The sequence below is a fragment of the Francisella uliginis genome (assembly GCF_001895265.1).
GTDB lineage: Bacteria > Pseudomonadota > Gammaproteobacteria > Francisellales > Francisellaceae > Francisella > Francisella uliginis.
Genome location: NZ_CP016796.1, coordinates 1,027,239 through 1,050,028, shown reverse-complemented (window position 1 = coordinate 1,050,028; position 22,790 = coordinate 1,027,239). Strand labels below are relative to the sequence as shown.

The following is a 22,790-nucleotide window of genomic DNA, read 5'->3' as shown; positions in this document are numbered from 1 at the left end:
GCCGAAAGTAAATAAAAAATTGATTATTTTAGATCCTTAGATTAGTATGTCTAAACTAACATACTTTAAGTTTTATATTATAACAAGTAATTATGAGAATTGCTATTTTAGGTGCTGGACAACTAGGAATATATTTAACCCAAAGATTAAGCTTAGATCATCAAGTATCAATTATTGATTTAGATGAGGAAAAACTCGGCTTTATATCTTCTGCTTTTGACGTGCAAACTATTGTTGGTGATGTTACAAAGCCTAATATTATGATGGAAGCAAACTTTAAAGATACAGATATGATTATAGCTGTGACATCTGATGATACTACTAATATTGCTGTATGTGATATGGCGTATAAGCTTTATAAAACTCCATATAAAATAGCACGAATTCGAGATACTGAATATAACAGATTTCCTAAATTACTAAATAATATTGATCTAGTTATAAAATCATTTTTTGAAGCAACAAAAAGATTAGAACAACTAATATTTTTACCAGGTGCTTTCTTTATTTCAAGCTTTTTTGATAAGCGAGTCCAAGTAATTGGTGTTGAGGTTTCAGATGACTCTCCACTAGTTGGCTTTTCAATCAAAGACATACACCTTGGACTTGGAGATATTAAAGTAGATATTATCTCTGTATATAGAGGTAATGAAAAGCTAGATATAGATGATACCGATATTCTAGTAAAGCCAGGTGACAGAGTTATGTATTTGTCCGAAAAAGCATATTCATCACAGATCCTATCAATATTCCAACCTAAAAAAGCAAATGTTAGGAAAATATTTATAGCAGGTATTAACCATGCAAGTATTACACTGGCAAAATCTCTTGAAAGCAAAGGATATATTATAAAAATGATAGATCCTAATGCTAAAAAATGTGAATTTGCACTAGATGAGCTATCAAAGTCAACTATCCTACATTATAACCCTGTAAATAATAATCTCTTAATAGCTGAAGGTATTGATGAAGCAGATATGTTTTTTGCTCTAACAAATTCTGATGAAATCAATATAATGTCATCAATCTTAGCAAAGAAGTTAGGAGCTAAGAAAACTATCGCGACAGTTAATAGTGCCGAATACTATGATATTACTCGTGACTTAAAACTTATTGATATATCTATCTCGCCACATAATTTCTCTTATACTACAGTCAAAGCTTTCTTGACTCAGGTAGATATGATAAAGATGTATGAAGTGGAAGATAGTGAAGAGATGTTTATCGAGATAAAGGTTCATGGTCAAGAAAATATGTCTACAGTTATAGGCAAAAATATTTCTGATTTAAAGCTTCCTAAAGGTCTAAGAATACTTGCAATAATGAGAAATGATAGTACACCTTTATTCTTCGCTGATAATTTATTAATCGAAGATGGTGACCGACTTATAATTAAAGTTGCCAATAAAAATGCCCTAGAAATTCTTGAAAAACTTTTTCAAGTAATGCCTCTATATATAGCTTAAATAATTGCTAATTTATCCTTGCTTAAGTATTATGTTTTAGTATGTATTATTTTATAGTTAAGTAGTCGGGTAATCAATGTCAGTAAACGTTTCAGCAAAGGAGAAAATTGGCCTAGTTTTATTAATTTTATTAATGACAGGGGCTATCGATAATATTAGAAACCTTCCTTCTACAGCGACTTCAGGAACTTATATATTCTTCTTTTTTATTATTGCTGTAGTTTTATTTTTAGCTCCAGTTGCTTTAGTCTCTGCTGAAATGACAGCAACATATACAGCAAAAGGTGAAGAAGGTGTATATGGATGGGTTAAAAAAGCTTTTGGTCCAAACGTCGGTATGCTTGCAGTATGGTTTCAGTGGATAAATACTTTAATATGGTTCCCTAGTATTTTAACATTCTTAGCTGGTACTATTGCGTACTTATTCAACCCAGATTTTGCGCAAAACATAAAATTTACCATAGTATTTATAACGGTAGTATTCTGGTCACTAACAATATTAAATCTGAAAGGATTAAGAGTCTCGGCTATCTTTGCTAGTATTTGTACTTTTTTAGGTATGGTTATCCCAATGTTGCTAATGGTGATATTTACTTTAATTTGGCTATTGAATAATTATTCTCTTAATATACATTTTCATTTAGACAACCTAATACCTGACTTTACAACTACAGATTCTTGGATGGGTCTAACAGCTATCATAGCATCATTTTTAGGTCTTGAATTAGCAACGGTACATATTAGAAAAGTTATAAATCCTAAAAGAACTTTTCCACTTGCTTTATTAATATCAGTTGTGTTTATAGTTTTCACCATGGTTTTAGGAGCATTAGCTGTAGCTATTATTTTCCCTAAAGATCAAATAGATGTTGTTCATGGTACAATTAAAACTTTTAAAGTTTACTTAGATAACTTAGGTATACCTGTATTTTTCTATTATCTACTTGGTATGATGGTAGTTATAGGTTCTATAGGTTCTATGATTAACTGGATGATTTCTCCAGCACGTGGATTATTACAAGCTGCTGATGATCATTTCTTACCTGATTTTTTAGATAAAACTAACAAACATGATGTTCCTAGTGGTATTTTGATTTTACAAGCTATTATTATGACAATAATATGCGCTCTTTTAGAGCTAGTTCCATCAGTTCAAGCTTATTATTGGCTATTGACTGCGCTTAGTACACAGATATATTCTTTGATGTATCTAATGATGTTTTTTGCAGCTTTGAAACTTAAGTTCACAAATACAGACACTGTTAAAAACACAGATGACTTCAATATTCCTTTTGGAAAAGTAGGTATGTCTATTGCATGTCTATTAGGTATATTCGGGACTATTATATGTGTCTTTATAGGATTTATACCTCCTGATAATATGTATGATAATCCTTTTGAATTTGTCCAAACATTATCTATATGCTTTGCTTTCTCTATTATACCTGTAGTACTATTCATGGTTTATAGAAAAATCAAATTAACAAAAATTATAAAATGTTCGAATCTCTAATACTCTTTATTACCTTAATTATCGGCTATTACTCTTTTGATCTTAAACCCACTCCAAAAGTTGTACAACGTATAAATCTAGCTCTAGATTTTATAGTTATATCAATAATTTTTCTATTGGGATATAACTTTAGTATATTTACTCATACAAATAGTATTGTATTTAAAGTTATAGGTATTAGTTTTGGCTATAGTGTAGTTATTTTAATTTTAAATATTTTAGGAGTATCAATATACTGCTATTTTAATCAGCAAATAAAAGCTAATTTCATATCAATTCCTAAGAAAGATATAAAAGGTAATATTATATTAAATATTTTAAAAGCTAGTAAGTACTTAATATATCTAGCTGTAGGATATGTGATAGGTGAGATTATAAATATCGATATAACCAAATTCATCGATAATATGGTATTTATAATGTTAGTTGCTTTAATGTTAGTTATTGGTATTTTATTAAGATTAGAAAAGATATCGCTAAAAGATCTATTTAAAAATAAGGTTGCTCTTATTATTGTAGCCATCGTTATTTTAACATCTTTATTATCATCATTGCTTATTAGTTTAGGATTTGGTATTCCTATTAAAGAAAGTATTATGATTTGCTCTGGTCTAGGATGGTATTCTCTATCCGTGGTATTAAATACAGGTTTTCTTGGTGAATATTATGGTATGGTAACCTTTATGATAGACTTTTTGCGTGAAATCTTTGTTATTGCATTGATACCTCTAGTTAGAAAAACATTATCAATAGAACTAGTTGGATACGCGGCAAATACAGCTATGGATTTTTGTTTACCAGTTATCAAAGACAACTATGGCACAAAGGTAGTACCATTAGCAATATCAATCGGTCTTATATTTACTATAATAACGCCAATCTTATTAATACTAGAAAATATATTACTATAGAGAAAATTTAGAATTATTTACTACGGAATTTGATACGCCCTTTAGTAAGGTCGTATGGAGTAATTTCAACAACTACTTTATCACCTGTTAAAATACGGATATAGTTCTTTCTCATCTTACCTGATATATGAGCAGTTACTACATGACCATTTTCAAGTTCAACTCTAAACATTGTGTTCGGAAGAGCTTCTAGTACAACACCTTCCATTTCTATACAATCTTCTTTTGCCATATTGGCCTCTTCTCCAGTTTGTTAAATTTTTAATTAATTACATGATTAGACAAAACAAGCATATATTTTAAAAGAATTTAAATAAAAATACAAATCTTTTAAAAAACTTATAAATAAAGGTTATACTAAGCTAAAATGCTTTATTTGATTTAAACACAAAATGGATCAACAAATATTTTTTGAAATAGCTATCTTCATCATTGCTATAATAGGTGGAAGTATTGGGTCAGTTATTGGTTTAGGTGGTGCTCTAATTATAACTCCCCTACTAACTACAGTTTTGGGTGTATCTATTCACCATGCTATAGGGGCATCTTTAGTTGCTATAATCTGCACATCTACTTCTACATCTATAGTTTCTCTAAAATCTCATGGCTATACTAAAGAAAAATTAGGGTTATTTTTAGCATTAGCAACAGCGATAGGCTCTATCTTTGGCGCTAAGATTGCTATTATGCTTCAATCTAAAGCATTATTTATAATTTTTGGAGGAATTTTAATATTTGTTGCGATATTAAGTTTCTTTAAAAAAGAGCCATCTGTATCTGATGGAAATCATAAGATATCTAAGATGGCTGTTAAATTACAACTTAATGATAATATTAATATAAATGGTATAGAAGAAAAATATAATGTCCAAAGACCTCTTTTAGGTTTTTTAGGTATGTCTGGAGCTGGATTTATTGGTGGTCTACTAGGTATTGGAGCCGGTGCTTTTAAAGTTATCGCTATGGATAATATTATGAGAATCCCATTTAAAGTTAGTGCTTCTACGAGTAATTTTATAATGGGAATTACTGCTTTTGCCGCTACTTCAACTTATTATTTTGCTGGTTATATAGATAGTTTGATAACTTTACCAGTGGCTTTAGGTACATTATTAGGCTCTATGATTGGTTCAAAATTAATGCCACACATTCCTACAAATGTTCTTAGAATGACATTCTTTGTTGTAATTATCTTAGCTGCAATACAAATGTTAGCTAAAGGCTTATTTTAATTTTATCCAAAACCCCTCTTTTTCATCGCTAAAAATGTTAGAATTTCTAATTAATAAATAATTTTAACCATCTAAATTTACAATGATTAAAGTAACAAGTTTTAATGCTAATGGTATTCGTGCGGCTACACGTAAAGGTTTTTGGGAATGGTTTACATCTCAAGATATAGATTTTTTATGTATTCAAGAGACAAAAGCTCAATTTCATCAACTTGAGGGAGATAGTCAATATTTCCCAAAAGGCTATCATTATGATTTTAAAGATGCTGTAAAAAAAGGTTATAGTGGTACAGCTATCTATGCTAAGAAAAAGCCTTTAAAGGTTACCAAAGAGCTTGGACTTGATTGGGCAGATAATGAAGGTCGATATATCCAATTTGACTATGAAAACTTTAGTATTGCTAGTTTATATCTGCCAAGTGGTTCTAGTGGTGATGTACGTCAAGAATACAAAATGCAATTTCTTGAAAAGTACAAAGAGATTTTAAAAGAACAAGTTGAGTCTGGTAGAGATTTTATAGTTTGTGGTGATTTTAATATCGTGCATAAAGAAATAGATATAAAAAACTGGAAATCTAATTATGGTAAGACATCAGGAGTATTACCAGAAGAGCAAGCTTGGTTAGATCATATATTTGATGATTTAGGTTGGGTTGATACTTTTAGAGTTATTAACCATGAGCCTCTACAATATACTTGGTGGTCAAATCGTGGTCAAGCTAGAGCAAAAAATGTCGGCTGGAGAATTGATTATCATATTTCAACACCAGCATTGAAAGATAAAGTAGTTCCTAAGTCTGACTATGTTTATAAAGAAAACTGGTTCTCAGATCATGCACCACTGACTATTAGTTATGATTATAAGGTTTAACTCCTACTAGAGGATAATATAAATATGGATATAGCTGCTATTTTTTCACCAATGATCTCCACAGCTTTAAGTTATTGGTATTTGTGGCTTATAGCAATAATTTTTCTTTTTATCAAAACACCTTTCTTTAAAGGATGGATTGGGGAGAAAATCTTAGCTTTATCTATTAAAAATATTGTTAAAGCTAAAAAAGGAATATTATTAAATAATTTGCTGCTTCCTTGTGATAAAGATACTACTCAAATAGATCATGTGCTACTTCTTCCATCTGGAATATTTATTATAGAAACTAAAAATATGAAAGGATGGATATTTGGTGATGCTAAAAGTAAAACTTGGACTCAACAAATATATAAACACAAATCTAAATTTCAAAACCCTATCCATCAAAACTATAAACATGTTAAAACTATTAAATCTTTATTAGAACTAGATGATACTCAAGTTCATAATATTGTTGTTTTTGTAGGGAGTGCTACCTTTAAAACTCAGATCCCTCAAGGTGTATACAGTATATTTAAACTAAGAAAACTTCTAAATAGACAAACTGAAAATATTTTTTCTCACAATGAACTACAAGAGTACTGTAATATTCTTAAGAATCAAAAACAAAAAAATACTATAAGAAATAACTATAGTCATGTTAAAAATCTTAAGGAAAAATACAACTCAGATACTATTTGTCCAAAATGCTCAAATGAACTGGTTGAAAGAGTTATAAAGAAAGGAGAAAGAAAAGGACAAGTATTTATAGGTTGTAGTAATTTTCCAAAATGTCGATACACTAAGAATTAAGACGTTATGCCAAACGCTTATATACTCTCAGGTCTACCAGGAGTAGGCAAAACAACTTTAGCTAAGCAACTAGCAAAAGCTATACCCAATACAGTCTACTTTAGAATAGACACAATCGAATACTATCTAAAAAAAGAATACTCTCAAAAGCTAACTAAACAAGGATATGAAATAGCATTCTATCAAGCAAAAGAAAATCTTGAGCTTGGTAAAAGTGTAATTATAGACTGTTGTAACCCTGTTTTAGAATCTCGAGAATTGTGGAATAAACTATCTGAAGTAAATTCCACTAAAGTAATAAATATTGAAGTCATATGTAGTGATAAACAAACTCATCAAAATAGAGTAGAAACTAGATATAAATCAAACCCAAATAAATACCCTACTTGGCAAGATATACTAGATAGAGATTATCAAGCTTGGGATCAATCTATAATTAAAATTGATACAGCAAATTCTAATATAGAAGATTCGCTTAAAATTTTAATAGATCAAATAAAGGAAATTAAATGGTAAGCAATAAAACTTTTTCTAAATTAATAATGATTCTTTTTCTGCTTATTAGTTGCAATGTATTTGCAGAAAGTCTTAAGCAATATAATATTTATCTTATACCTTCTAATAAGGCAACTAAATATGTTAGAAGTTTTGATGATTCTTTAGAAAAAACAAACGTTCTTAAAAAATATAACACTAGGCCTTTTATTGAAAACCACCCTGTACATTTAACACTTTATTTAACAAGTTTTAGTAGTAAAAATATTCCAGATATTAAAAAACAACTAGCAGAAATCGCTAAAAACACATCTCCGTTTGATATTAAAACAGATAAGTTTATCGCGGGTAAAAGTGGCTTTGTAATGTTGAATATTCAGAACTCTTCAAAACTTCAAAAACTATCAAATAAGGTTGTAACTGACTTGTCTAAATATAGAAATAAAGACTACGCTGCTCCTAGTTGGGTAAAATATTATCCGACTAAATTAAAATCTTTCAAAGAATATGGCTCCCCTAACACATTTAATCAGTTTAATCCTCATCTAAGTATATTAGCAGCTGACTTAGATAGTGATAAGGCTAGAGCTAGTTTTGAAAATGATTTTAATCAAATAATACAAGAGACCAAACTAAAACCAAAAAGCTTCAAAATAAAAGCTATCAGCTTTGGTGAAGTAGATAAATACGGTCAAGTAACTAAATCACTACATATTTATAATTTAAAAGGTTAGAATTATAAAGTTTTAATTTAATAGTGAAGTTATAGCAAGGAAATAAAATGAAATACAAAAATATTTTTAAAGGATTAATTTTAGCATCTTCTTTTAGCATTTTTAGTTTTGCATATTCAAATAGTAAAAGTACAGAAAATGCTCAATGGGGATACGTTGGAGCTGAAGGCCCTGAACATTGGGGAGATCTGTCTAAAAGATATAAAGAATGTGCTATAGGAAAACAACAATCTCCGATAAATTTAGTCACAACGAAAGCAGTGAAAGGTAATGAAGCAGATAAAGTAAAAATTGATTATCATTTACATGTTGAGTCAATATTAAATAACGGTCACACAATACAAATTTTATTTAAGCCAGGCAGCTATATATTTGTTGGTAAACAAAAGTATGAGTTAAAACAAATGCATTTCCATACTCCAAGTGAAAATTATGTAGATGGTAAAGAGTATCCTTTTGAAGCTCACTTTGTAAATATATCAAAAGATGGCAAAATAGCTGTATTAGCATTGCTTTATCAATATAGTGATACAAAAACTAATCCTTTTATAAGCAAAATATGGCCACATATTCCTAAAAAAGTTGGTGAAACTAATACATTTAGCTTTACTGTAAATAAGACTGATAGTCCATTTCCTAATGGTCACCATTCTTTTTATGAATATACAGGATCTTTAACAACTCCGCCATGTACTGAAGGAGTTAAGTGGATTATATTAAAAAGAAAAGCTAAGATATCAAAAAAACAGGTCCAAACATTTAGAGATATTTTGACTTTTAACAATGATAGACCTATCCAAAAAACTGATAATAGAAAAATATTTTTTGAACAAGAGTAATAAGAATATAGGGAAGACAAATGAAAAATAATCACTTTGATGTAATAAGTTTAGGTGGTGGCTCTGGTGGTATAGCATCTGCTGTACAAGCTGCTAAATTTGGTAAAAAAGTTGCAATTATTGAAAAACGTGAGCTTGGTGGCACATGTGTAAACCGTGGTTGCGTACCTAAAAAAGCAATGTTTTATGGTGCTATGATTGCAGAACAGCTACAGCATGATGTTGCAGGTTATGGTTTTGATGTTGAAGTTAAAGGTTTTAACTGGGCTACTTTAAAAGAAAAAAGAGCTAAATATATCGGTAACATCCATGGTTTTTATGACAGATTATTAGATAAATGGGATATCACTCATTTTAATAACTGGGGTAAATTCAAAGATAATAAAACTATAGTTTTAGACGATGGTACTGAAATAACTGCCGATCATATTTTTATATCTCCGGGTGCATATCCTATCGTGTTAAATAATATCGAAGGATCTGAGCTAGGTATCACATCAGATGAGTTTTTTGAGTTAGAAGAGACTCCTAAAAAAGCTGTTATCGTTGGTGGTGGCTATATTGGTGTTGAAATCGCAGGTGTATTAAACGCTCATGGTACAGATACTACTATAATGGTACGTAGAGATAAGCCTCTAATGGATTTTGATAGTGATATTAGTGATACTTTAGTTGAATGTATGGAAATGACTAATCTTAAAGTAATGAACCATACAAATATTACTAAAGTAGAAAAAGTTGGTGAAAATCTAAAGATAACTACAGATACTGGTAAAGTTTTAGAAGATGTTGATACTCTAATATGGGCAACAGGTCGTGCTCCCAATACTCATAACCTAGGTATAGAAAATACTGATATAGAAATGACTAGCAAAGGTATAATACCTGCTAACGAGTGGTGTGAGACAAATGTAGATGGTATATACTCTTTAGGTGATGCATCAGGTGTCCCTCAACTAACTCCAGTAGCTATTAAAACGGGTAGATACCTTGCTCGCAGACTTTTTAATGGTGAAACCAACCTAAAAGCTAATCTTCAGAATGTGCCTACAGTAATATTCTCTCACCCTGCTATTGGTACTGTTGGCTTATCTGAGAAAGAAGCTAGAGAAAAATATGGCGATGATAATGTTAAAGTATACAAATCTCGTTTTACAGCTCTATACTGCGCTATCTCAGGCCATAGAATGCCAACTGTAATGAAACTAGTTGTAACTGGCGAAAATGAAAAGGTAGTTGGTTGCCATATGATTGGTCTAAATGTTGATGAAATGCTTCAAGGCTTTGCAGTAGCTATCAATATGGGTGCAACTAAGCGTGATTTCGATGATACTATAGCTATTCACCCTACTAGCTCTGAAGAACTTGTAACTATGTAAGGAAAAACTATCTTAATGAAAAAAACTATTCTGATAGCTAGTCTTTTACTAAGTACTACCGCTTTTGCCTTGACCCAAGACGATCTTTCAAAATCTATTTTGAAAGATAAAGCTAAGTATAAAGATCTACAAATAAATGTCTTTCGAAATATCTTAGCAAAAGCCTCTGTACAGGGAGTTTGTAAACAAAAAGGTAAAATTAAAGATCTTAAAATAGTCCATACTCAGTTACCTAAAGAAAAAAATAATCAAATAGTTTGGCAAGATAAATGGATATATACCGATGCATGCAACAAAAAAGAGCAAACAGTTGTAAACTATAATGAAAATATTAAAACAAATAAAGTCTCTTTTAGCTTTTTACAAAAAGGCGATGCTATACCACCAGGAGCAATATTTGCAGGAACTTATGCAAAGAAAACTCTGAAGTATGATACTCTCAAGCAAGTAGCTCCTGTATTAAGTATTCAAGGGTGTAATATTAAAGATATATCAAATATAAAGCCATATATAGCGTCATCTGTAACACAAACTCAAGTTGTTCCATGGGGTAGTAAAGATTCTAAAAAATTAGTAAATGTTCCTACTTGGAATGAAGTATGGAATATCTCATGTTCTGGAAAAAATTATCTTGTAGATATTAATTATACAGGCGATGGAGTTGGTGGAACATACATGAACACATCTGTACATATTAATAAAAAATAGGAGCATTACTTATATGATATTAACTACAGCAGACAATCTTGATAAAAGAGAAATCCTAGAACATAAAGGTTTAGTTACAGGAATTATTGTTCGTACACCTACTATTACTCAAGGTATCTTAGGAGGCCTAAAAAATATTATTGGTGGTAAAAATACTTCTTATACAAATGTCTGTAAAGAAGCAAGGCTACATGCTGAACAAGAGATGATAGAGGAAGCTAAGAAACTAGGTGCTAATGCTATTGTAGCGATTAGATATGATTCTAGTAGTCTTGGTGGTAATACTAGTGGCACCGAAGTTTTTTGCTATGGTACAGCGGTAGTTGCTAGATAAATGATACTAGATTTATTAAACTTGAAAGCAGGGTAAACTAAATAAATATAATAAAATGATTACCGAACTAGATGCATCTTGGCAAGCATGGGTAAAGGAGAATATTGATCGAGGTTGCAATAAAGAAGAATTATTTAAAATAATGCTAGATAATCAATTTGACCCTAAGATAGTTCAATCTGCTCTAGGGTTAAAAGAACTAAGTCAATATTTAAAAAATCTAATTAATAATGAAATAACTCCCCCGCAGCTATTTAATATTTCTGAAGATAGATTCAAAAATGCTAACAAAGTAACTAGTGATAAAGCTAGAGCATATATTCAACATGACTTTCTATCAGAAGAAGAATGCAATCAAGTAATAGAACTAATCAAAAAAAATCTTCGACCTTCAACTATTACCAACCCTCACGAATCTGATCAGTATTTCCGTACTAGTCAAACCTGTGATTTAGGAATTCATAGTAACGAATTTATAAAATATATTGATCAAAAAATAGCAGATTATTTAGATATTGATCCTAGCTATTCAGAAATAATCCAAGGTCAATATTATCAAGTTGGTAATGAATTTAAATTACATACAGATTATTTTAAGAAAGGTACTGCTGGATATGATAAATTTACAGCATTGCAAGGACAGAGAACTTGGACTTTTATGATTTATTTGAACGATGTTAAAGAAGGTGGACATACAGATTTCCCTAAACTTGAACTATCTGTTAAACCTAAGTTGGGAACAGCTGTTATTTGGAATAGCCTTGATGAAAAAGGTAGAGTAAATCCAAATACTTTACATTGGGCAAAGCCTATTATTAAAGGAGAAAAATATGTTATTACAAAATGGTTTAGAGAAAGAACAATCTGAGTAACTCAGATTTATAACATTTTTTTCGATTACGCATAATTCTCTTTAGAGTTTAGTCTTATCAATGGTGCTAAAAGAACAAGCCAAAATAAAAATACTATAAAACATAATATAATCATTGCAATAGCAAGAGGCATAATCGTTTTATTAGAGAAGTGACTAATAATAAAACTTCCTAATGCAGAGCATGAAAAATATAAGAAGAGTGATGCTGAAGATGCAATACTTACTGTCTTTTGATGATTCTTAACTACTCCGACATTAAATACTGTAAGTATAAAACCACTACCCAAGAAAAATGTAATCATACTTATGATAAAGAAAACTAAATGAATAGTACCTGAGAATATTTGTAAAAGAATAATTAAGCCAGAAATTAGCGATAATATAGCACCAACACCCATAATCTCTTCTAAAGAATATTTTTTAAGTAACGCTCCTGCAGCTAAGATGCCTACCCAACTAATTAATGACATAAAGCTTACAAAGTATCCATAACTAATAGTTGAAAAACCATATGTATTCATCATTAATAATGGTGAAGCTGTATCAAATACAGACTCCCCTGCTACTACAAAGATAGTACATAAGATAAATGCTAAGAAATATCTCTCTCTTATAACTATTAGATAGTATTTAAATACCGCAGAAATCTCAAACTTTTCTTTATTTTCAGTCTTAGAGGTTTCAGGCAAGAAAAAGTAAGCAAACAATCCAATAACTAAGGTATAAGCCATTATTACAAAAAATGCAATTCTATAACTATCTAATTTGGCTATATATCCACCTAATATCGGTAGTAATGTAATTATAATACATGCAGCCAACATTACCTTACTAAATACACGAGCAGCTTCTTTACCTTCATAAATATCATTTATAATGGTACGCCCCATCAGTACTGTAGCACTTACTCCTAAACCTTGGAACATCCTACAAATTAAAAGCACTCTCATATCAGTAATAAATAAACTCACAAAACTGGCTATACAAATCATAGCAATTCCTATAAGCATTACCTTTCTACGACCAATTACTTCTCCCATGGTTCCAAAAAGTAACATTCCTCCAGCTTTGCAGATATAGAATATTGAAATAGTGTATTGCACTATCATTGCCGAAGCCATAAAGTCCTGTTTGATCAATGGTAGAAATGGCATAAAAAAGTAAACATTTAAATTTCCTAAAAACCAGGTTAATAAAACAAAACTTAAGGCTGATTTAGTATGATCAGGCATTTTTTCTCCTAAATATTTTTATATAAAACTTGCTAGTTTCACCATAGATATATTTGTCTAAAAAACTAATTTATAGCGATAACAAGTAATGATAATGATTATTATTACGGATAATATGGAAGGCTAAAAGATTTGTCAAAAGATTTAAAGGCAAATTGTTAAAATAATATTAATAAATACTTAATTAAGAATATATCATAATAGATACTTATCAAAATAACTCTTATATTAAAACTATGATAGACTAAATTTAAGCTACATATAGTTTAAAAATCAAATATAGCAATGGAGAGCTTATGTCAGAAAAAATAATTGTTTTTGTTAGATTAGATTCTAAAAATGGCCGAAATTCAGAACTCTATGAACTTGCAAAAAAACTTATAGAGCCAATAAATTCAGAACTAGGATGCATTCATTATGAGTTAGGCTGCAATAAAGATGGAACTGTATTTGAAGTTATAACTTTTACAGACGAAAATAGTCATAAAGTTCATATGGATTCTAAACATGTTCAAAACTTTTTAGCAGAGATTAAAGATCTAGATGTAGAAATTGAGATTGAGAAATTTAAAGCTTGTACCTAGTTTATGATACGTCACTCTTAGGTTTTCTAACACTTTTATTAGCATTAATTTTTTGTCTAATCTTTTTAGCGAAATCTTTATTATGGTTTGAAGTTTTCTTTTGAGTACTGTTTCTACTATTTTTGTTAGCTCTTTTAGCTGCAATTATCTTAACCTCATTAATCTTTTTTACTTTAGTCTTACGTGACATACTAGTTACAGGTACATTATGAGTAGCTTCAAAGCCCTCAAGATCATTACGAGGTAAAAGATGGCCTATCAAATGCTCAATATTTGATAATGATTCTACTTCATCTGCACTAACTAAAGATATTGCTAAACCATCTTGTCCTGCTCTACCAGTCCTACCAATTCTATGAACATAGTCCTCAGCAACATTTGGCAAATCAAGATTTATAACACATGGAAGCTGTGCAATATCGATACCACGAGCAGCTATATCTGTAGCGACTAATACATTTATTTCTTTTGCTTTAAAATCAGCTAATGCTTTTGTACGAGCTGTTTGGCTTTTGTTACCATGAATAGCACTACTTGTTATATCTGCTTTATTAAGCTTTTCAGAAATTTTGTTTGCACCATGCTTAGTACGAGAAAAAACTAATACTTGATGTAAATTTTGTTCTTTAATTAAGGCTATTAGCGCATTAATTTTATTAGCTTTATCTAAAGTGTAAATCTTCTGTGTAATTTTCTTAACGGTAGTGTTTACAACATCAGCAGATACAGATTGAGCATTATTAAGAAACTCATTTGCTAACTTTTTAATCTCTGGTGAGAAAGTAGCCGAAAACATTAAAGTTTGAATCTTTTTAGGTAAAAGTTTATGAATTCTCTTTAAATCATTTATGAATCCCATATCTAACATTCTATCTGCTTCATCAAGAACTAAAGTATTCAAGCTATCGAATTTAATAGCATTTTGACTATATAAATCAAGTAACCTACCTGGAGTAGCTATAAGTATCTCTACACCTTTACGTAACTTCATCATTTGTGGATTTATACTTACTCCACCAAATACAACCGCTGAACGTATATGAGTATTCTCACCATATAATCTAACCTGATCTTGGATTTGTGCAGCTAGCTCTCTTGTTGGTGTTAAAACCAAAACTTTAATTTTATTTGCCTGAGCTTTAGGCTGATCTAAAAGCTTTTGTATAATAGGTAGTGTAAAACCCGCTGTTTTACCTGTCCCAGTTTGTGCTGATGCCATAACATCATGGCCTTTTAAAATTAATGGAATAGATTTTGACTGGATTGGTGTTGGTTTTGTATAGCCTTTTTTTTCTAAAGCACTACAAATTGAAGAGTTTAAACCTAGATCTGAGAATTGCATGAATTTTTATTTCCTATATTTTTAACCTAGCTATATTAACACTAATAATTAACATTTACTCTATAAAGATGATTTATTAAATAATATAATATCGCTAATACTCGATTATATGAGATTTAAGACTAAAAATGTCAAACACATACTGCTCTGAACTAGGTAAAAATGTTCGTGACCATCTAATAAAACTAGGTTTAGAACAACCAAGACAATTCAACATAGATAATGATACAAAAATACAAAAGATCTCTAAGGCGTATCGTGAAATATTAGATACTTTAGGTCTAGAAACTCATGAATTTGATAAAACTCCGTTTAGAATAGCAAGAATGTTTTCTCAAGAAATATTCAATGGTCTTGATTATAATAATTTCCCCGCTTGTGCTTTATATGAAAATGAATTCAAATATAATGGAGTTTTAACCCAAAAAAATATTACTATAATGTCTTTTTGTGAGCATCACTTTGTGCCATTTGAAGGTACTGCTGAGGTTTCATTTATTCCAAAAAATAATAATATTATAGGCCTTTGTCGCATAAATAGTATTTGTGATTTTTTTTCTAGACGTCCTCAGATACAAGAAAGAATGACTGCACAAATATTTGAAAGTTTAAAATTTATCCTCGGTACACAAGATGTCTCTGTAAAGATAACTGCTAAACATACTTGTGTGTCATTTAGAGGATGTAATAATAAAGATACTGAAACTTATACTCAAATGCTTGGTGGTTTTTTTGCAAAATAGATATGGTTTAAGAATGAGTAGTTTATTAGATCTTGGTTGTTTATTTTTAATTGTTTTAATTATTGGATGTATTCTATCAAAAGGATACTTAAGATATTTTTTAATACTTATAACTATATTTTATTACCTAACTGGTAGTGGTATTTTAGGGTATATTCTAGCAAAACCAATTCAGTCAGAAACTTCAAATATAGCAGTCTGTGCCAAAACAGACGGTATTATCATGTTAGGAGCTGGCCTAAACGATGCTTTTGGAACGTTAGAACCAAGCCTTGGAGCATATGACCGTATAATTAAGACTGCGGAAGTTTATAATAAATACCCGCAAAAAATTATTGTAACTGGTGGAGTTCCTACTAGATATAAAATATCAGAAGCTGAAATTTATGCCAAAGAATTATATAAGTTAGGTATACCTAACTCTGATATTCTACTAGAAAAGAAATCTAAAAATACTTATCAAAATGCCAAGTATACTAAAGAGCTTATAAAAAAAGATAAAACTTATTGTTTAATTACTGGAGGTATTCATTATAAAAGAGCTAAAATACTCTTTGATAAATTTGATATAAATACTATGAGTTTAGCTTCATCCAAACTTGTTCCAAATATTAAAGTATTACCAAGTGCTTATAACTTCTATATAACTCAAAGAATTATTCATGAGTATTTTGGAATTATAAGGGCTTATTTTTAACTTATTTGAAATCAAATTTCCATTCTTTAACTGCTAACATAGACAAATAAATTTCTTGGATGGAGAAAACATGATTTTCAATATTTAAAATATCTTTATTACTAATTTTTTTATCTAATAAATAATTAGAAAATCTTGGATTACCTCTTGTCTGTATTAGGTATATTAAATTTTCTAGTCTATTAGAAAGTATTTCTAAATCTAAATTACTGGCCTTTTCAAAGTTTTTGCCTTTAATAAAACTATACACTTGATCTAGATGCGGCATCATTTCTTCTAAGAAAGGAAATCTATTAGAGAATAACGAAATAGGTTCATATTTAGACTTAATATAACTTGTATTAAATGAATCAAATGATGAGTCTAAATTTTTAAAACTCTCTTTCTTAGAGCTTTTACATATCTCACTTAGTCCTATTAAGATATCTATCAACTCTAGCCTTAACTCATAAAAAACATATTTTGGTAATATTAATAAAGAACAAAATATACCTATACCCAAACCAACTAAAGTATCACTAATCCTTACTAATAAATAGCTAGTAATTGTATATCCTATAGGATTAATAATATAAAAAATATTTGAGAGCATCATCGTAACAAATAACACTCCCAGAAAATAATTTTTCTCAATAAAAACTATTGTTAAAAATAATAATAAAATAGTAGTTGCATATATTGAGCTTGGAAAATATATAAATGCCTCATAACTCAATATGCTTCCTAAGATTATACCAATTATTGTTGCTGATAAGCGTTGGATACTAACTTTAATTGAATCTGCAACATTAAGTCTTAATGAAACTAAAATTGAATAACAAATCCAAGCAAAGTTATACAAAGGTGTTATATTAAATATTAAAAAACCTAAACAAATAGCACATGCCGCTCTTAGCGCTAAATGATACTGGTTAAACCCTACCTTACGGACTTCCGGAAAATCAATTCTAGGTAAAATTAATAAACATAATATCGTAGTAGCCGTGCCTAAAAATAACCCGCAAATAAAATGGCTCACACTTAACCAAAAATCTAACTGTATTTGTTGTTTAAATAGAAATGCTGTAACAATATAAACTACTAAAAAAACACTTAACCTATCACAATAGTTAAAAATAGCAGGAATCGAATAACAGAAAAAAACACTCAGGAATAATACTAGCAAAAATATTGGTAATGAAAAATATAAACTAAATGAAGTTATAAAAATAACCAAAATACTTAAAAGACTAGACTTTAAAATAAACCAAACCTGATCAGCCTTCTTAACCCTCGAGCAGCTAATCGCTGAGAATATAGAAAAAATAATAGTCCAAAAATATATCATAAAATCACTTATATCTAATAGATATAAAATTAGGATAGATATACATGAAGCAAATGTAATTAATATGGCTTTTTTAATTTGATTCATAAATTCACATACCTCTAATTATTTTACTAAAAAATCTAAGTTAGCTTCTAAAATATAGTTCATATTACTTTTATTATAATATAACATTAAATAAGCATTAAATTAATCTTGCATTATTTTCGGTACACTGCATCATATTTAAACAATTAGAACTAAATCCTGAATAAAATCATTGATTCAAATGATTTATTTCTATAAAAAAGGAGTCTTACTATGAAATTCTTACGTTACAAACATAAGGGCAATATATACCCATGTATATTATCAAATAATACACTATTTAATATTAAAAACCTTACACAAGAGATATCTCCGCAAAATATTAATGCACTAAAGTCTATAGTAAATAACTTTAATTTAAGTTCCTTACCAATTCTCTCAGAAAATATACAAAAAGAAAATATACAAAGCTGTATATCTAATCCTGGAAAAATTGTTGCTATAGGCATGAACTATTTAGATCATTTAGAAAGAGTAGATTTTCTTGGCGGACCAAAAGTTAAACCTGAGAGTTTTATATTTTTCCAAAAGCCATCAAGTAGTATTACTGGTCCGTATGATCCTATATATATTCCTAAAATTGGTGGAAAACTCGACTATGAAAATGAATTAGCAGTAATTATTGGTAAAACTGCAAAAAACATCAAAGAAGATCAAGCTAATGAATATATCTTTGGATATTGTATTGGTAATGACGTTTCAGATAGAAGCTTACAATTTCAAAAGCCTGGACAATATAATATGGGAAAGAGTTGTGACTCCTTCTGTCCTCTTGGACCATATTTAGTTACTAAAGATGAAATAGATCCTAGAAACCTTTTTATAAAAACCAAAGTAAATAATGAGTTTGTCCAAGATGGCTCTACACAAACAATGATATTTAGTATTCCTTATTTAATATCTAAGTTAAGTGAGTACTTCACCTTAGAGCCAGGCGATGTTATTTTAACAGGTACACCTAAAGGTGTTCAGTTAGAAAATGAGATTCTTGGTGAACAAACTCGTTATTTAAAAGAGAATGATATACTTGAATTAGAAATACAAGGTTTAGGTAAGCAGAAAAACTTAATTTTACAAGCTTAAATAAGCCTCAAATATTAATAGAATACTCTCTTTTTTATCCAAGGATACTTATTTATAACTCCCCCCCTAGACTTTGGTTCAAGTGAGTATTTTATTAATAAACTTTATGAACTAAAACAATTTACATTCTTTGCTCAATATCAAACTTAGTTTTTAGAGTTTCTAAAACTTTATCTGTACTTTCTATAATTACTTTATCATCTAAAGTTTGAGCATTATCCTGGAAAAGCATACTTAATGCTATACTTTTTCTTTCATTTTCTTGAGACTCATAAATATCAAAAATGCTTACATCTTTCAGAATATTTATATCTAAATCTTTTATTGCTTTTGTAATATTTCCAGCAAGTACAGATTTATCCACTAAGAATGAAATATCCCTTGATACTGATGGATATTTAGAAATTTTTTCAAAGCTTGGTATCTGTTTCTTAGTTAAAACTTCTAAATCTATTTCAAATACGATAGGAGCTTTTGCTTTAATTTGGAAAGTCTTTAATACATTTGGATGAATTACACCTATTAGACCAATTTTCTTACCATCGGCTAAAATATAAGCTGATTGTCCAGGATGTAGCCATTTCACATCATCACAAACTTCAAAACTTAGATCAGTAATATCACTACACAATGCTTCAATATCAGCTTTAACATCAAAGAAATCTACTTTCTTAGTATTTGACCAATTTATATTTAGTAACTCACCATAAGCTAAGCCCGCAATTTTATCAAATTGAACTCTTTGATTATCTTCTAATTTAAAGCAAGCACCCTTTTCAAATATTCTTATTCTATTTTGCTGACGAGCTGTATTTGCTTTAAAAGAATTTATCAAGCCTGGTATCAAGGACTGTCTCATTATAGATAAGTCTTGCGATATTGGATTTTGAATAGCTATACCCTTTTGCTCAAAGAAAAATTCATCATACTTTGGATCAATAAAACTATAATTAATAGCTTCATGATAACCTCTATCAACTAATCTAGCATTTAAGATATCAAATGATTGCTTAGTTTCTGAGATATTAGTTTTAGAAGCAGCATATTTAGGCATAGTTTCAGGAAGTTTTGAGTATCCATAAATACGTGCAACTTCCTCGATTAAATCTTCAGGTATCTCCATATCAAAACGATATGATGGAGCTACTACCTCGATACAATTACTGTCAAAAGTTGTATCAACATCCATATGTAGAGCTTCTAAAACCTCTGTAACATAGTCAATAGTTAGATCAGTACCTAAAACACGATTTAACTTTTCAATAGATAGAGTAATTTTAACTTGTTTATTTAAGCTTTCTAAATCCTCACTACCGTGAATAGGAGCTACTTCCCCACCTGCAAATTCTGTAATTAGTTTAATAGCTAATTTCATAGCTTTTTTAGCAAGTTGAGGATCAACACCTCTTTCAAATCTATGTGATGAATCTGTATGTAAGTTATATTTACGCGCTTTACCAGCAATTTTCTCTGGAACAAAGAAAGCGCTTTCTAAGAATATATCTTTAGTATCAGTAGTTATAGATGAATCAAGACCGCCCATAACACCTGCTATTGCTAAAGCTTTTTTATCATCTGCAATTACTAAAGTATCTGAGTCTAGCTTAACTTGAGTATCATCTAAAAGTGTTAGATCCTCATCTTGTTTAGCATAACGTACATTTATACTGCCATCTAACTTATCAAGATCAAAAGCATGCATTGGTTGACCTGTAAGAAGCATTACATAATTTGTCACATCTACAAAAAATGAGATACTACCAACACCACTTCTTCTTAGTTTTTCAACCATCCATAATGGTGTTTGAACATTATTATTTACATTTTTAATGATACATCCATAATATGACTTACATGCATCAGTAGCTGTGATATTTACTTCTTTAGTATCTTTGATATCTGTTTCAATATCTGGAGTTTCAAGTTCTTTAAGTTTAGCTTTTGTAAGAGCTGATACCTCTCTAGCAATACCATATACACTTAAGCAATCTGCTCTATTTGGTGTCAGATCAACTTCGATTATATTATCATCTAGTTTTAGATACTCATTAATATCTTCACCTACAGGAGCATCTACAGGTAGATCCATCAAACCATCTGCTTTTTCAGCTAGGCCTAACTCCTCTTCTGAACACATCATACCAAAAGATGCTTGTCCACGTAATTTGGATTTTTTAATTTTAAAATTACCAGGTAATACTGCACCTATCTTTGCTACAGGAGCTTTCATACCTTCATAAATATTTTTAGCACCACAAACAATTGTTAAAGGCTCTCCTTCTGCAACATCAACACTACAAATATTTAATTTATCTGCATCAGGATGTTTTGTGATACTTTTGATTTGTCCAACTACAACATTTGTTACTTTTTCTGCTACTACTGGTTCTATTGCATCAACTTCTAAACCTGCTAGAGTTAATGTATCTGCTAGATTTTGGCTATCTTGAGTATCGCTTAAATATTCATTTAACCAATTATGTGAAAATTTCATTTATAAACCTCAAATAATAATTAAAACTGTTTTAAAAATCTTAGATCGTTTTCAAAGAACATTCTTAAATCATCAATTCCATATCTAAGCATTGATAATCTCTCTACACCCATACCAAAAGCAAAGCCTTGATATACTTCTGGATCTACGTTTCCAGCTTTTAAAACTTTAGGGTGAACCATACCACAACCTAGTACTTCTAACCAGCCAGTATGTTTACAAACTCTACAGCCTTTACCATCACACATTACACACTCCATATCTGCTTCAGCCGATGGCTCAGTGAATGGGAAATATGACGGTCTAAAACGTACTTTTAAATCTTTTTCAAAGAATGAATTTAAAAACGCATGTAATAAACCTTTTAAATCAGCAAAAGATACATTTTTTTCTACAAGTAGACCTTCAACCTGATGAAACATCGGAGTATGAGTAACATCTGAATCGCAACGATAAACTCTACCTGGAGCAATTATTCTAATTGGTGGATCTTGCTTTTCCATTGTTCTAATCTGCACACCAGAAGTATGCGTTCTTAAAACATGATTATTATCTATATAAAAAGTGTCATGCATAGCTCGAGCAGGATGATGTGATGGAATATTTAATGTCTCAAAATTATAATAATCACTCTCAATTTCTGGACCAAACTCAATCGCAAAACCATTTTGTTTAAAAAATGATTCTATTCTATTCAAAGTTTTTGTCACTGGGTGTAAAGAACCTTGATTTTGTCCTACGCCAGATAAAGTTACATCAATTTTCTCTTTTGCTAGCTTTTCATTTAGCTCAGCCTCTTCAAAGTGAGATAATTTTGTATTAATTGCTTGTTGTAAAGCTTGTTTAGCTATATTTACCGCTTGGCCTAATTTAGGCTTTTCTTCATTAGGTAGAGTAGCTATAAGCTTCATCATACCTGTTAGCTCACCTTTTTTACCAAGGTATTTTACTCGAATATCATCTAGGGATTTTTTATCTTTGACAAGATTAAGCTCTTCTAAAGCTTTATCTTTCATTTGATCAACTATTTGCATATTTATCCTTTATTTC

The 22,790-nt window shown here is 29.9% G+C and carries 23 protein-coding genes; 17 read left to right on the top strand and 6 right to left on the bottom strand.

Annotated features, from left to right (window positions below; all coding sequences use genetic code 11):
* The first annotated feature begins 92 nt into the window (after nucleotides 1–92).
* The 3 genes from trkA (at nucleotide 93) to F7310_RS04960 (ending at nucleotide 3,890) form a co-directional block, all read left to right on the top strand.
* Nucleotides 93–1,466, top strand: a complete 1,374-nt coding sequence (gene trkA / locus F7310_RS04970; RefSeq protein WP_072712232.1) for a Trk system potassium transporter TrkA — start codon at nucleotides 93–95, stop codon at nucleotides 1,464–1,466.
* A 76-nt stretch (nucleotides 1,467–1,542) separates the two neighbouring features.
* Nucleotides 1,543–2,979: an APC family permease gene (locus F7310_RS04965; protein WP_072712230.1), complete on the top strand. Its 1,437-nt coding sequence runs from the start codon at nucleotides 1,543–1,545 to the stop codon at nucleotides 2,977–2,979.
* Nucleotides 2,964–3,890 carry a LysO family transporter gene (locus tag F7310_RS04960; RefSeq protein WP_072712229.1) on the top strand — a complete coding sequence of 309 codons (927 nt, stop codon included), beginning with the start codon at nucleotides 2,964–2,966 and terminating at the stop codon, nucleotides 3,888–3,890. Before F7310_RS04965 ends, F7310_RS04960 begins: the two co-directional genes overlap by 16 nt.
* A gap of 13 nt (nucleotides 3,891–3,903) precedes the next feature.
* On the opposite strand, the gene infA is transcribed toward F7310_RS04960, so the two are convergent.
* Nucleotides 3,904–4,122 (bottom strand): translation initiation factor IF-1, encoded by a 219-nt coding sequence (gene infA, locus F7310_RS04955; protein ID WP_004287780.1) that lies wholly within the window; start codon nucleotides 4,120–4,122, stop codon nucleotides 3,904–3,906.
* Nucleotides 4,123–4,282: 160 nt separating this feature from the next.
* On the opposite strand from infA, the gene F7310_RS04950 reads away from it, so the two are divergent.
* The 10 genes from F7310_RS04950 to F7310_RS04905 all read left to right on the top strand — a co-directional run bounded on the left by F7310_RS04950 (nucleotide 4,283) and on the right by F7310_RS04905 (nucleotide 12,145).
* The gene (locus F7310_RS04950; RefSeq protein WP_072712227.1) at nucleotides 4,283–5,122 is read left to right on the top strand and encodes a sulfite exporter TauE/SafE family protein; all 840 of its coding nucleotides are present in this window, start codon (nucleotides 4,283–4,285) and stop codon (nucleotides 5,120–5,122) included.
* Nucleotides 5,123–5,204: 82 nt separating this feature from the next.
* Nucleotides 5,205–5,993 carry an exodeoxyribonuclease III gene (locus F7310_RS04945; RefSeq protein WP_072712225.1) on the top strand — a complete coding sequence of 263 codons (789 nt, stop codon included), beginning with the start codon at nucleotides 5,205–5,207 and terminating at the stop codon, nucleotides 5,991–5,993.
* A 24-nt stretch (nucleotides 5,994–6,017) separates the two neighbouring features.
* On the top strand, nucleotides 6,018–6,788 hold the full coding sequence (locus tag F7310_RS04940) for an NERD domain-containing protein (RefSeq protein ID WP_072712223.1): 771 nt from the start codon (nucleotides 6,018–6,020) through the stop codon (nucleotides 6,786–6,788).
* Nucleotides 6,789–6,794: 6 nt separating this feature from the next.
* Nucleotides 6,795–7,304: a P-loop nucleotide/nucleoside kinase family protein gene (locus F7310_RS04935; RefSeq protein WP_072712222.1), complete on the top strand. Its 510-nt coding sequence runs from the start codon at nucleotides 6,795–6,797 to the stop codon at nucleotides 7,302–7,304.
* Complete coding sequence (locus F7310_RS04930) at nucleotides 7,298–8,017, top strand: 2'-5' RNA ligase family protein (protein WP_072712220.1); 720 nt, start codon at nucleotides 7,298–7,300, stop codon at nucleotides 8,015–8,017. The genes F7310_RS04935 and F7310_RS04930 overlap by 7 nt, the downstream gene beginning before the upstream one ends.
* Before the next feature lie 47 nt (nucleotides 8,018–8,064).
* On the top strand, nucleotides 8,065–8,856 hold the full coding sequence (locus F7310_RS04925; RefSeq protein ID WP_072712218.1) for a carbonic anhydrase: 792 nt from the start codon (nucleotides 8,065–8,067) through the stop codon (nucleotides 8,854–8,856).
* Between the two features lie 20 nt (nucleotides 8,857–8,876).
* On the top strand, nucleotides 8,877–10,235 hold the full coding sequence (gorA, locus tag F7310_RS04920) for a glutathione-disulfide reductase (protein WP_072712217.1): 1,359 nt from the start codon (nucleotides 8,877–8,879) through the stop codon (nucleotides 10,233–10,235).
* Nucleotides 10,236–10,250: 15 nt separating this feature from the next.
* A complete protein-coding gene (locus tag F7310_RS04915) occupies nucleotides 10,251–10,943 on the top strand; it encodes a hypothetical protein (protein WP_072712216.1) in 693 nt (230 codons plus the stop codon).
* A 13-nt stretch (nucleotides 10,944–10,956) separates the two neighbouring features.
* The gene (locus F7310_RS04910; RefSeq protein WP_072712215.1) at nucleotides 10,957–11,277 is read left to right on the top strand and encodes a YbjQ family protein; all 321 of its coding nucleotides are present in this window, start codon (nucleotides 10,957–10,959) and stop codon (nucleotides 11,275–11,277) included.
* 55 nt (nucleotides 11,278–11,332) lie between these two features.
* Entirely contained in the window at nucleotides 11,333–12,145 is an 813-nt protein-coding gene (locus F7310_RS04905) for a prolyl hydroxylase family protein (RefSeq protein WP_084645191.1), read from the top strand.
* Between the two features lie 29 nt (nucleotides 12,146–12,174).
* On the opposite strand, the gene F7310_RS04900 is transcribed toward F7310_RS04905, so the two are convergent.
* Complete coding sequence (locus tag F7310_RS04900; RefSeq protein ID WP_072712213.1) at nucleotides 12,175–13,383, bottom strand: MFS transporter; 1,209 nt, start codon at nucleotides 13,381–13,383, stop codon at nucleotides 12,175–12,177.
* Between the two features lie 296 nt (nucleotides 13,384–13,679).
* Between F7310_RS04900 and F7310_RS04895 the strand changes: the two genes are divergently transcribed.
* Nucleotides 13,680–13,967 (top strand): putative quinol monooxygenase, encoded by a 288-nt coding sequence (locus F7310_RS04895; protein ID WP_072712212.1) that lies wholly within the window; start codon nucleotides 13,680–13,682, stop codon nucleotides 13,965–13,967.
* Nucleotide 13,968: 1 nt separating this feature from the next.
* On the opposite strand, the gene F7310_RS04890 is transcribed toward F7310_RS04895, so the two are convergent.
* Nucleotides 13,969–15,309, bottom strand: coding sequence for a DEAD/DEAH box helicase (locus F7310_RS04890; protein ID WP_072712210.1), 1,341 nt, complete (start codon nucleotides 15,307–15,309; stop codon nucleotides 13,969–13,971).
* Between the two features lie 128 nt (nucleotides 15,310–15,437).
* Between F7310_RS04890 and folE the strand changes: the two genes are divergently transcribed.
* Both folE and F7310_RS04880 read left to right on the top strand, forming a co-directional pair.
* Nucleotides 15,438–16,052: a GTP cyclohydrolase I FolE gene (gene folE, locus F7310_RS04885; protein ID WP_072712209.1), complete on the top strand. Its 615-nt coding sequence runs from the start codon at nucleotides 15,438–15,440 to the stop codon at nucleotides 16,050–16,052.
* 13 nt (nucleotides 16,053–16,065) lie between these two features.
* Entirely contained in the window at nucleotides 16,066–16,749 is a 684-nt protein-coding gene (locus F7310_RS04880) for a YdcF family protein (protein ID WP_072713537.1), read from the top strand.
* Nucleotide 16,750: 1 nt separating this feature from the next.
* Here F7310_RS04880 and F7310_RS04875 read toward each other — a convergent pair whose 3' ends face one another.
* Complete coding sequence (locus F7310_RS04875; protein WP_072712207.1) at nucleotides 16,751–18,163, bottom strand: FUSC family protein; 1,413 nt, start codon at nucleotides 18,161–18,163, stop codon at nucleotides 16,751–16,753.
* A gap of 213 nt (nucleotides 18,164–18,376) precedes the next feature.
* On the opposite strand from F7310_RS04875, the gene F7310_RS04870 reads away from it, so the two are divergent.
* Nucleotides 18,377–19,246 carry a fumarylacetoacetate hydrolase family protein gene (locus F7310_RS04870; protein ID WP_072712206.1) on the top strand — a complete coding sequence of 290 codons (870 nt, stop codon included), beginning with the start codon at nucleotides 18,377–18,379 and terminating at the stop codon, nucleotides 19,244–19,246.
* Between the two features lie 121 nt (nucleotides 19,247–19,367).
* Here the strand turns inward: F7310_RS04870 and pheT are convergent, their stop codons facing one another.
* On the bottom strand, nucleotides 19,368–21,740 hold the full coding sequence (gene pheT / locus F7310_RS04865; RefSeq protein ID WP_072712204.1) for a phenylalanine--tRNA ligase subunit beta: 2,373 nt from the start codon (nucleotides 21,738–21,740) through the stop codon (nucleotides 19,368–19,370).
* A gap of 20 nt (nucleotides 21,741–21,760) precedes the next feature.
* Entirely contained in the window at nucleotides 21,761–22,774 is a 1,014-nt protein-coding gene (gene pheS, locus F7310_RS04860) for a phenylalanine--tRNA ligase subunit alpha (protein WP_072712203.1), read from the bottom strand.
* Between the last annotated feature and the right edge of the window lie 16 nt (nucleotides 22,775–22,790).

Bases quoted from the DNA above. Each gene is read 5' to 3' on its own strand.
- trkA (WP_072712232.1), top strand. From the start codon at position 93: ATGAGAATTGCTATTTTAGGTGCTGGACAACTAGGAATATATTTAACC.
- F7310_RS04965 (WP_072712230.1), top strand. From the start codon at position 1,543: ATGTCAGTAAACGTTTCAGCAAAGGAGAAAATTGGCCTAGTTTTATTA.
- F7310_RS04960 (WP_072712229.1), top strand. From the start codon at position 2,964: ATGTTCGAATCTCTAATACTCTTTATTACCTTAATTATCGGCTATTAC.
- infA (WP_004287780.1), bottom strand. From the start codon at position 4,122: ATGGCAAAAGAAGATTGTATAGAAATGGAAGGTGTTGTACTAGAAGCT.
- F7310_RS04950 (WP_072712227.1), top strand. From the start codon at position 4,283: ATGGATCAACAAATATTTTTTGAAATAGCTATCTTCATCATTGCTATA.
- F7310_RS04945 (WP_072712225.1), top strand. From the start codon at position 5,205: ATGATTAAAGTAACAAGTTTTAATGCTAATGGTATTCGTGCGGCTACA.
- F7310_RS04940 (WP_072712223.1), top strand. From the start codon at position 6,018: ATGGATATAGCTGCTATTTTTTCACCAATGATCTCCACAGCTTTAAGT.
- F7310_RS04935 (WP_072712222.1), top strand. From the start codon at position 6,795: ATGCCAAACGCTTATATACTCTCAGGTCTACCAGGAGTAGGCAAAACA.
- F7310_RS04930 (WP_072712220.1), top strand. From the start codon at position 7,298: ATGGTAAGCAATAAAACTTTTTCTAAATTAATAATGATTCTTTTTCTG.
- F7310_RS04925 (WP_072712218.1), top strand. From the start codon at position 8,065: ATGAAATACAAAAATATTTTTAAAGGATTAATTTTAGCATCTTCTTTT.
- gorA (WP_072712217.1), top strand. From the start codon at position 8,877: ATGAAAAATAATCACTTTGATGTAATAAGTTTAGGTGGTGGCTCTGGT.
- F7310_RS04915 (WP_072712216.1), top strand. From the start codon at position 10,251: ATGAAAAAAACTATTCTGATAGCTAGTCTTTTACTAAGTACTACCGCT.
- F7310_RS04910 (WP_072712215.1), top strand. From the start codon at position 10,957: ATGATATTAACTACAGCAGACAATCTTGATAAAAGAGAAATCCTAGAA.
- F7310_RS04905 (WP_084645191.1), top strand. From the start codon at position 11,333: ATGATTACCGAACTAGATGCATCTTGGCAAGCATGGGTAAAGGAGAAT.
- F7310_RS04900 (WP_072712213.1), bottom strand. From the start codon at position 13,383: ATGCCTGATCATACTAAATCAGCCTTAAGTTTTGTTTTATTAACCTGG.
- F7310_RS04895 (WP_072712212.1), top strand. From the start codon at position 13,680: ATGTCAGAAAAAATAATTGTTTTTGTTAGATTAGATTCTAAAAATGGC.
- F7310_RS04890 (WP_072712210.1), bottom strand. From the start codon at position 15,309: ATGCAATTCTCAGATCTAGGTTTAAACTCTTCAATTTGTAGTGCTTTA.
- folE (WP_072712209.1), top strand. From the start codon at position 15,438: ATGTCAAACACATACTGCTCTGAACTAGGTAAAAATGTTCGTGACCAT.
- F7310_RS04880 (WP_072713537.1), top strand. From the start codon at position 16,066: ATGAGTAGTTTATTAGATCTTGGTTGTTTATTTTTAATTGTTTTAATT.
- F7310_RS04875 (WP_072712207.1), bottom strand. From the start codon at position 18,163: ATGAATCAAATTAAAAAAGCCATATTAATTACATTTGCTTCATGTATA.
- F7310_RS04870 (WP_072712206.1), top strand. From the start codon at position 18,377: ATGAAATTCTTACGTTACAAACATAAGGGCAATATATACCCATGTATA.
- pheT (WP_072712204.1), bottom strand. From the start codon at position 21,740: ATGAAATTTTCACATAATTGGTTAAATGAATATTTAAGCGATACTCAA.
- pheS (WP_072712203.1), bottom strand. From the start codon at position 22,774: ATGCAAATAGTTGATCAAATGAAAGATAAAGCTTTAGAAGAGCTTAAT.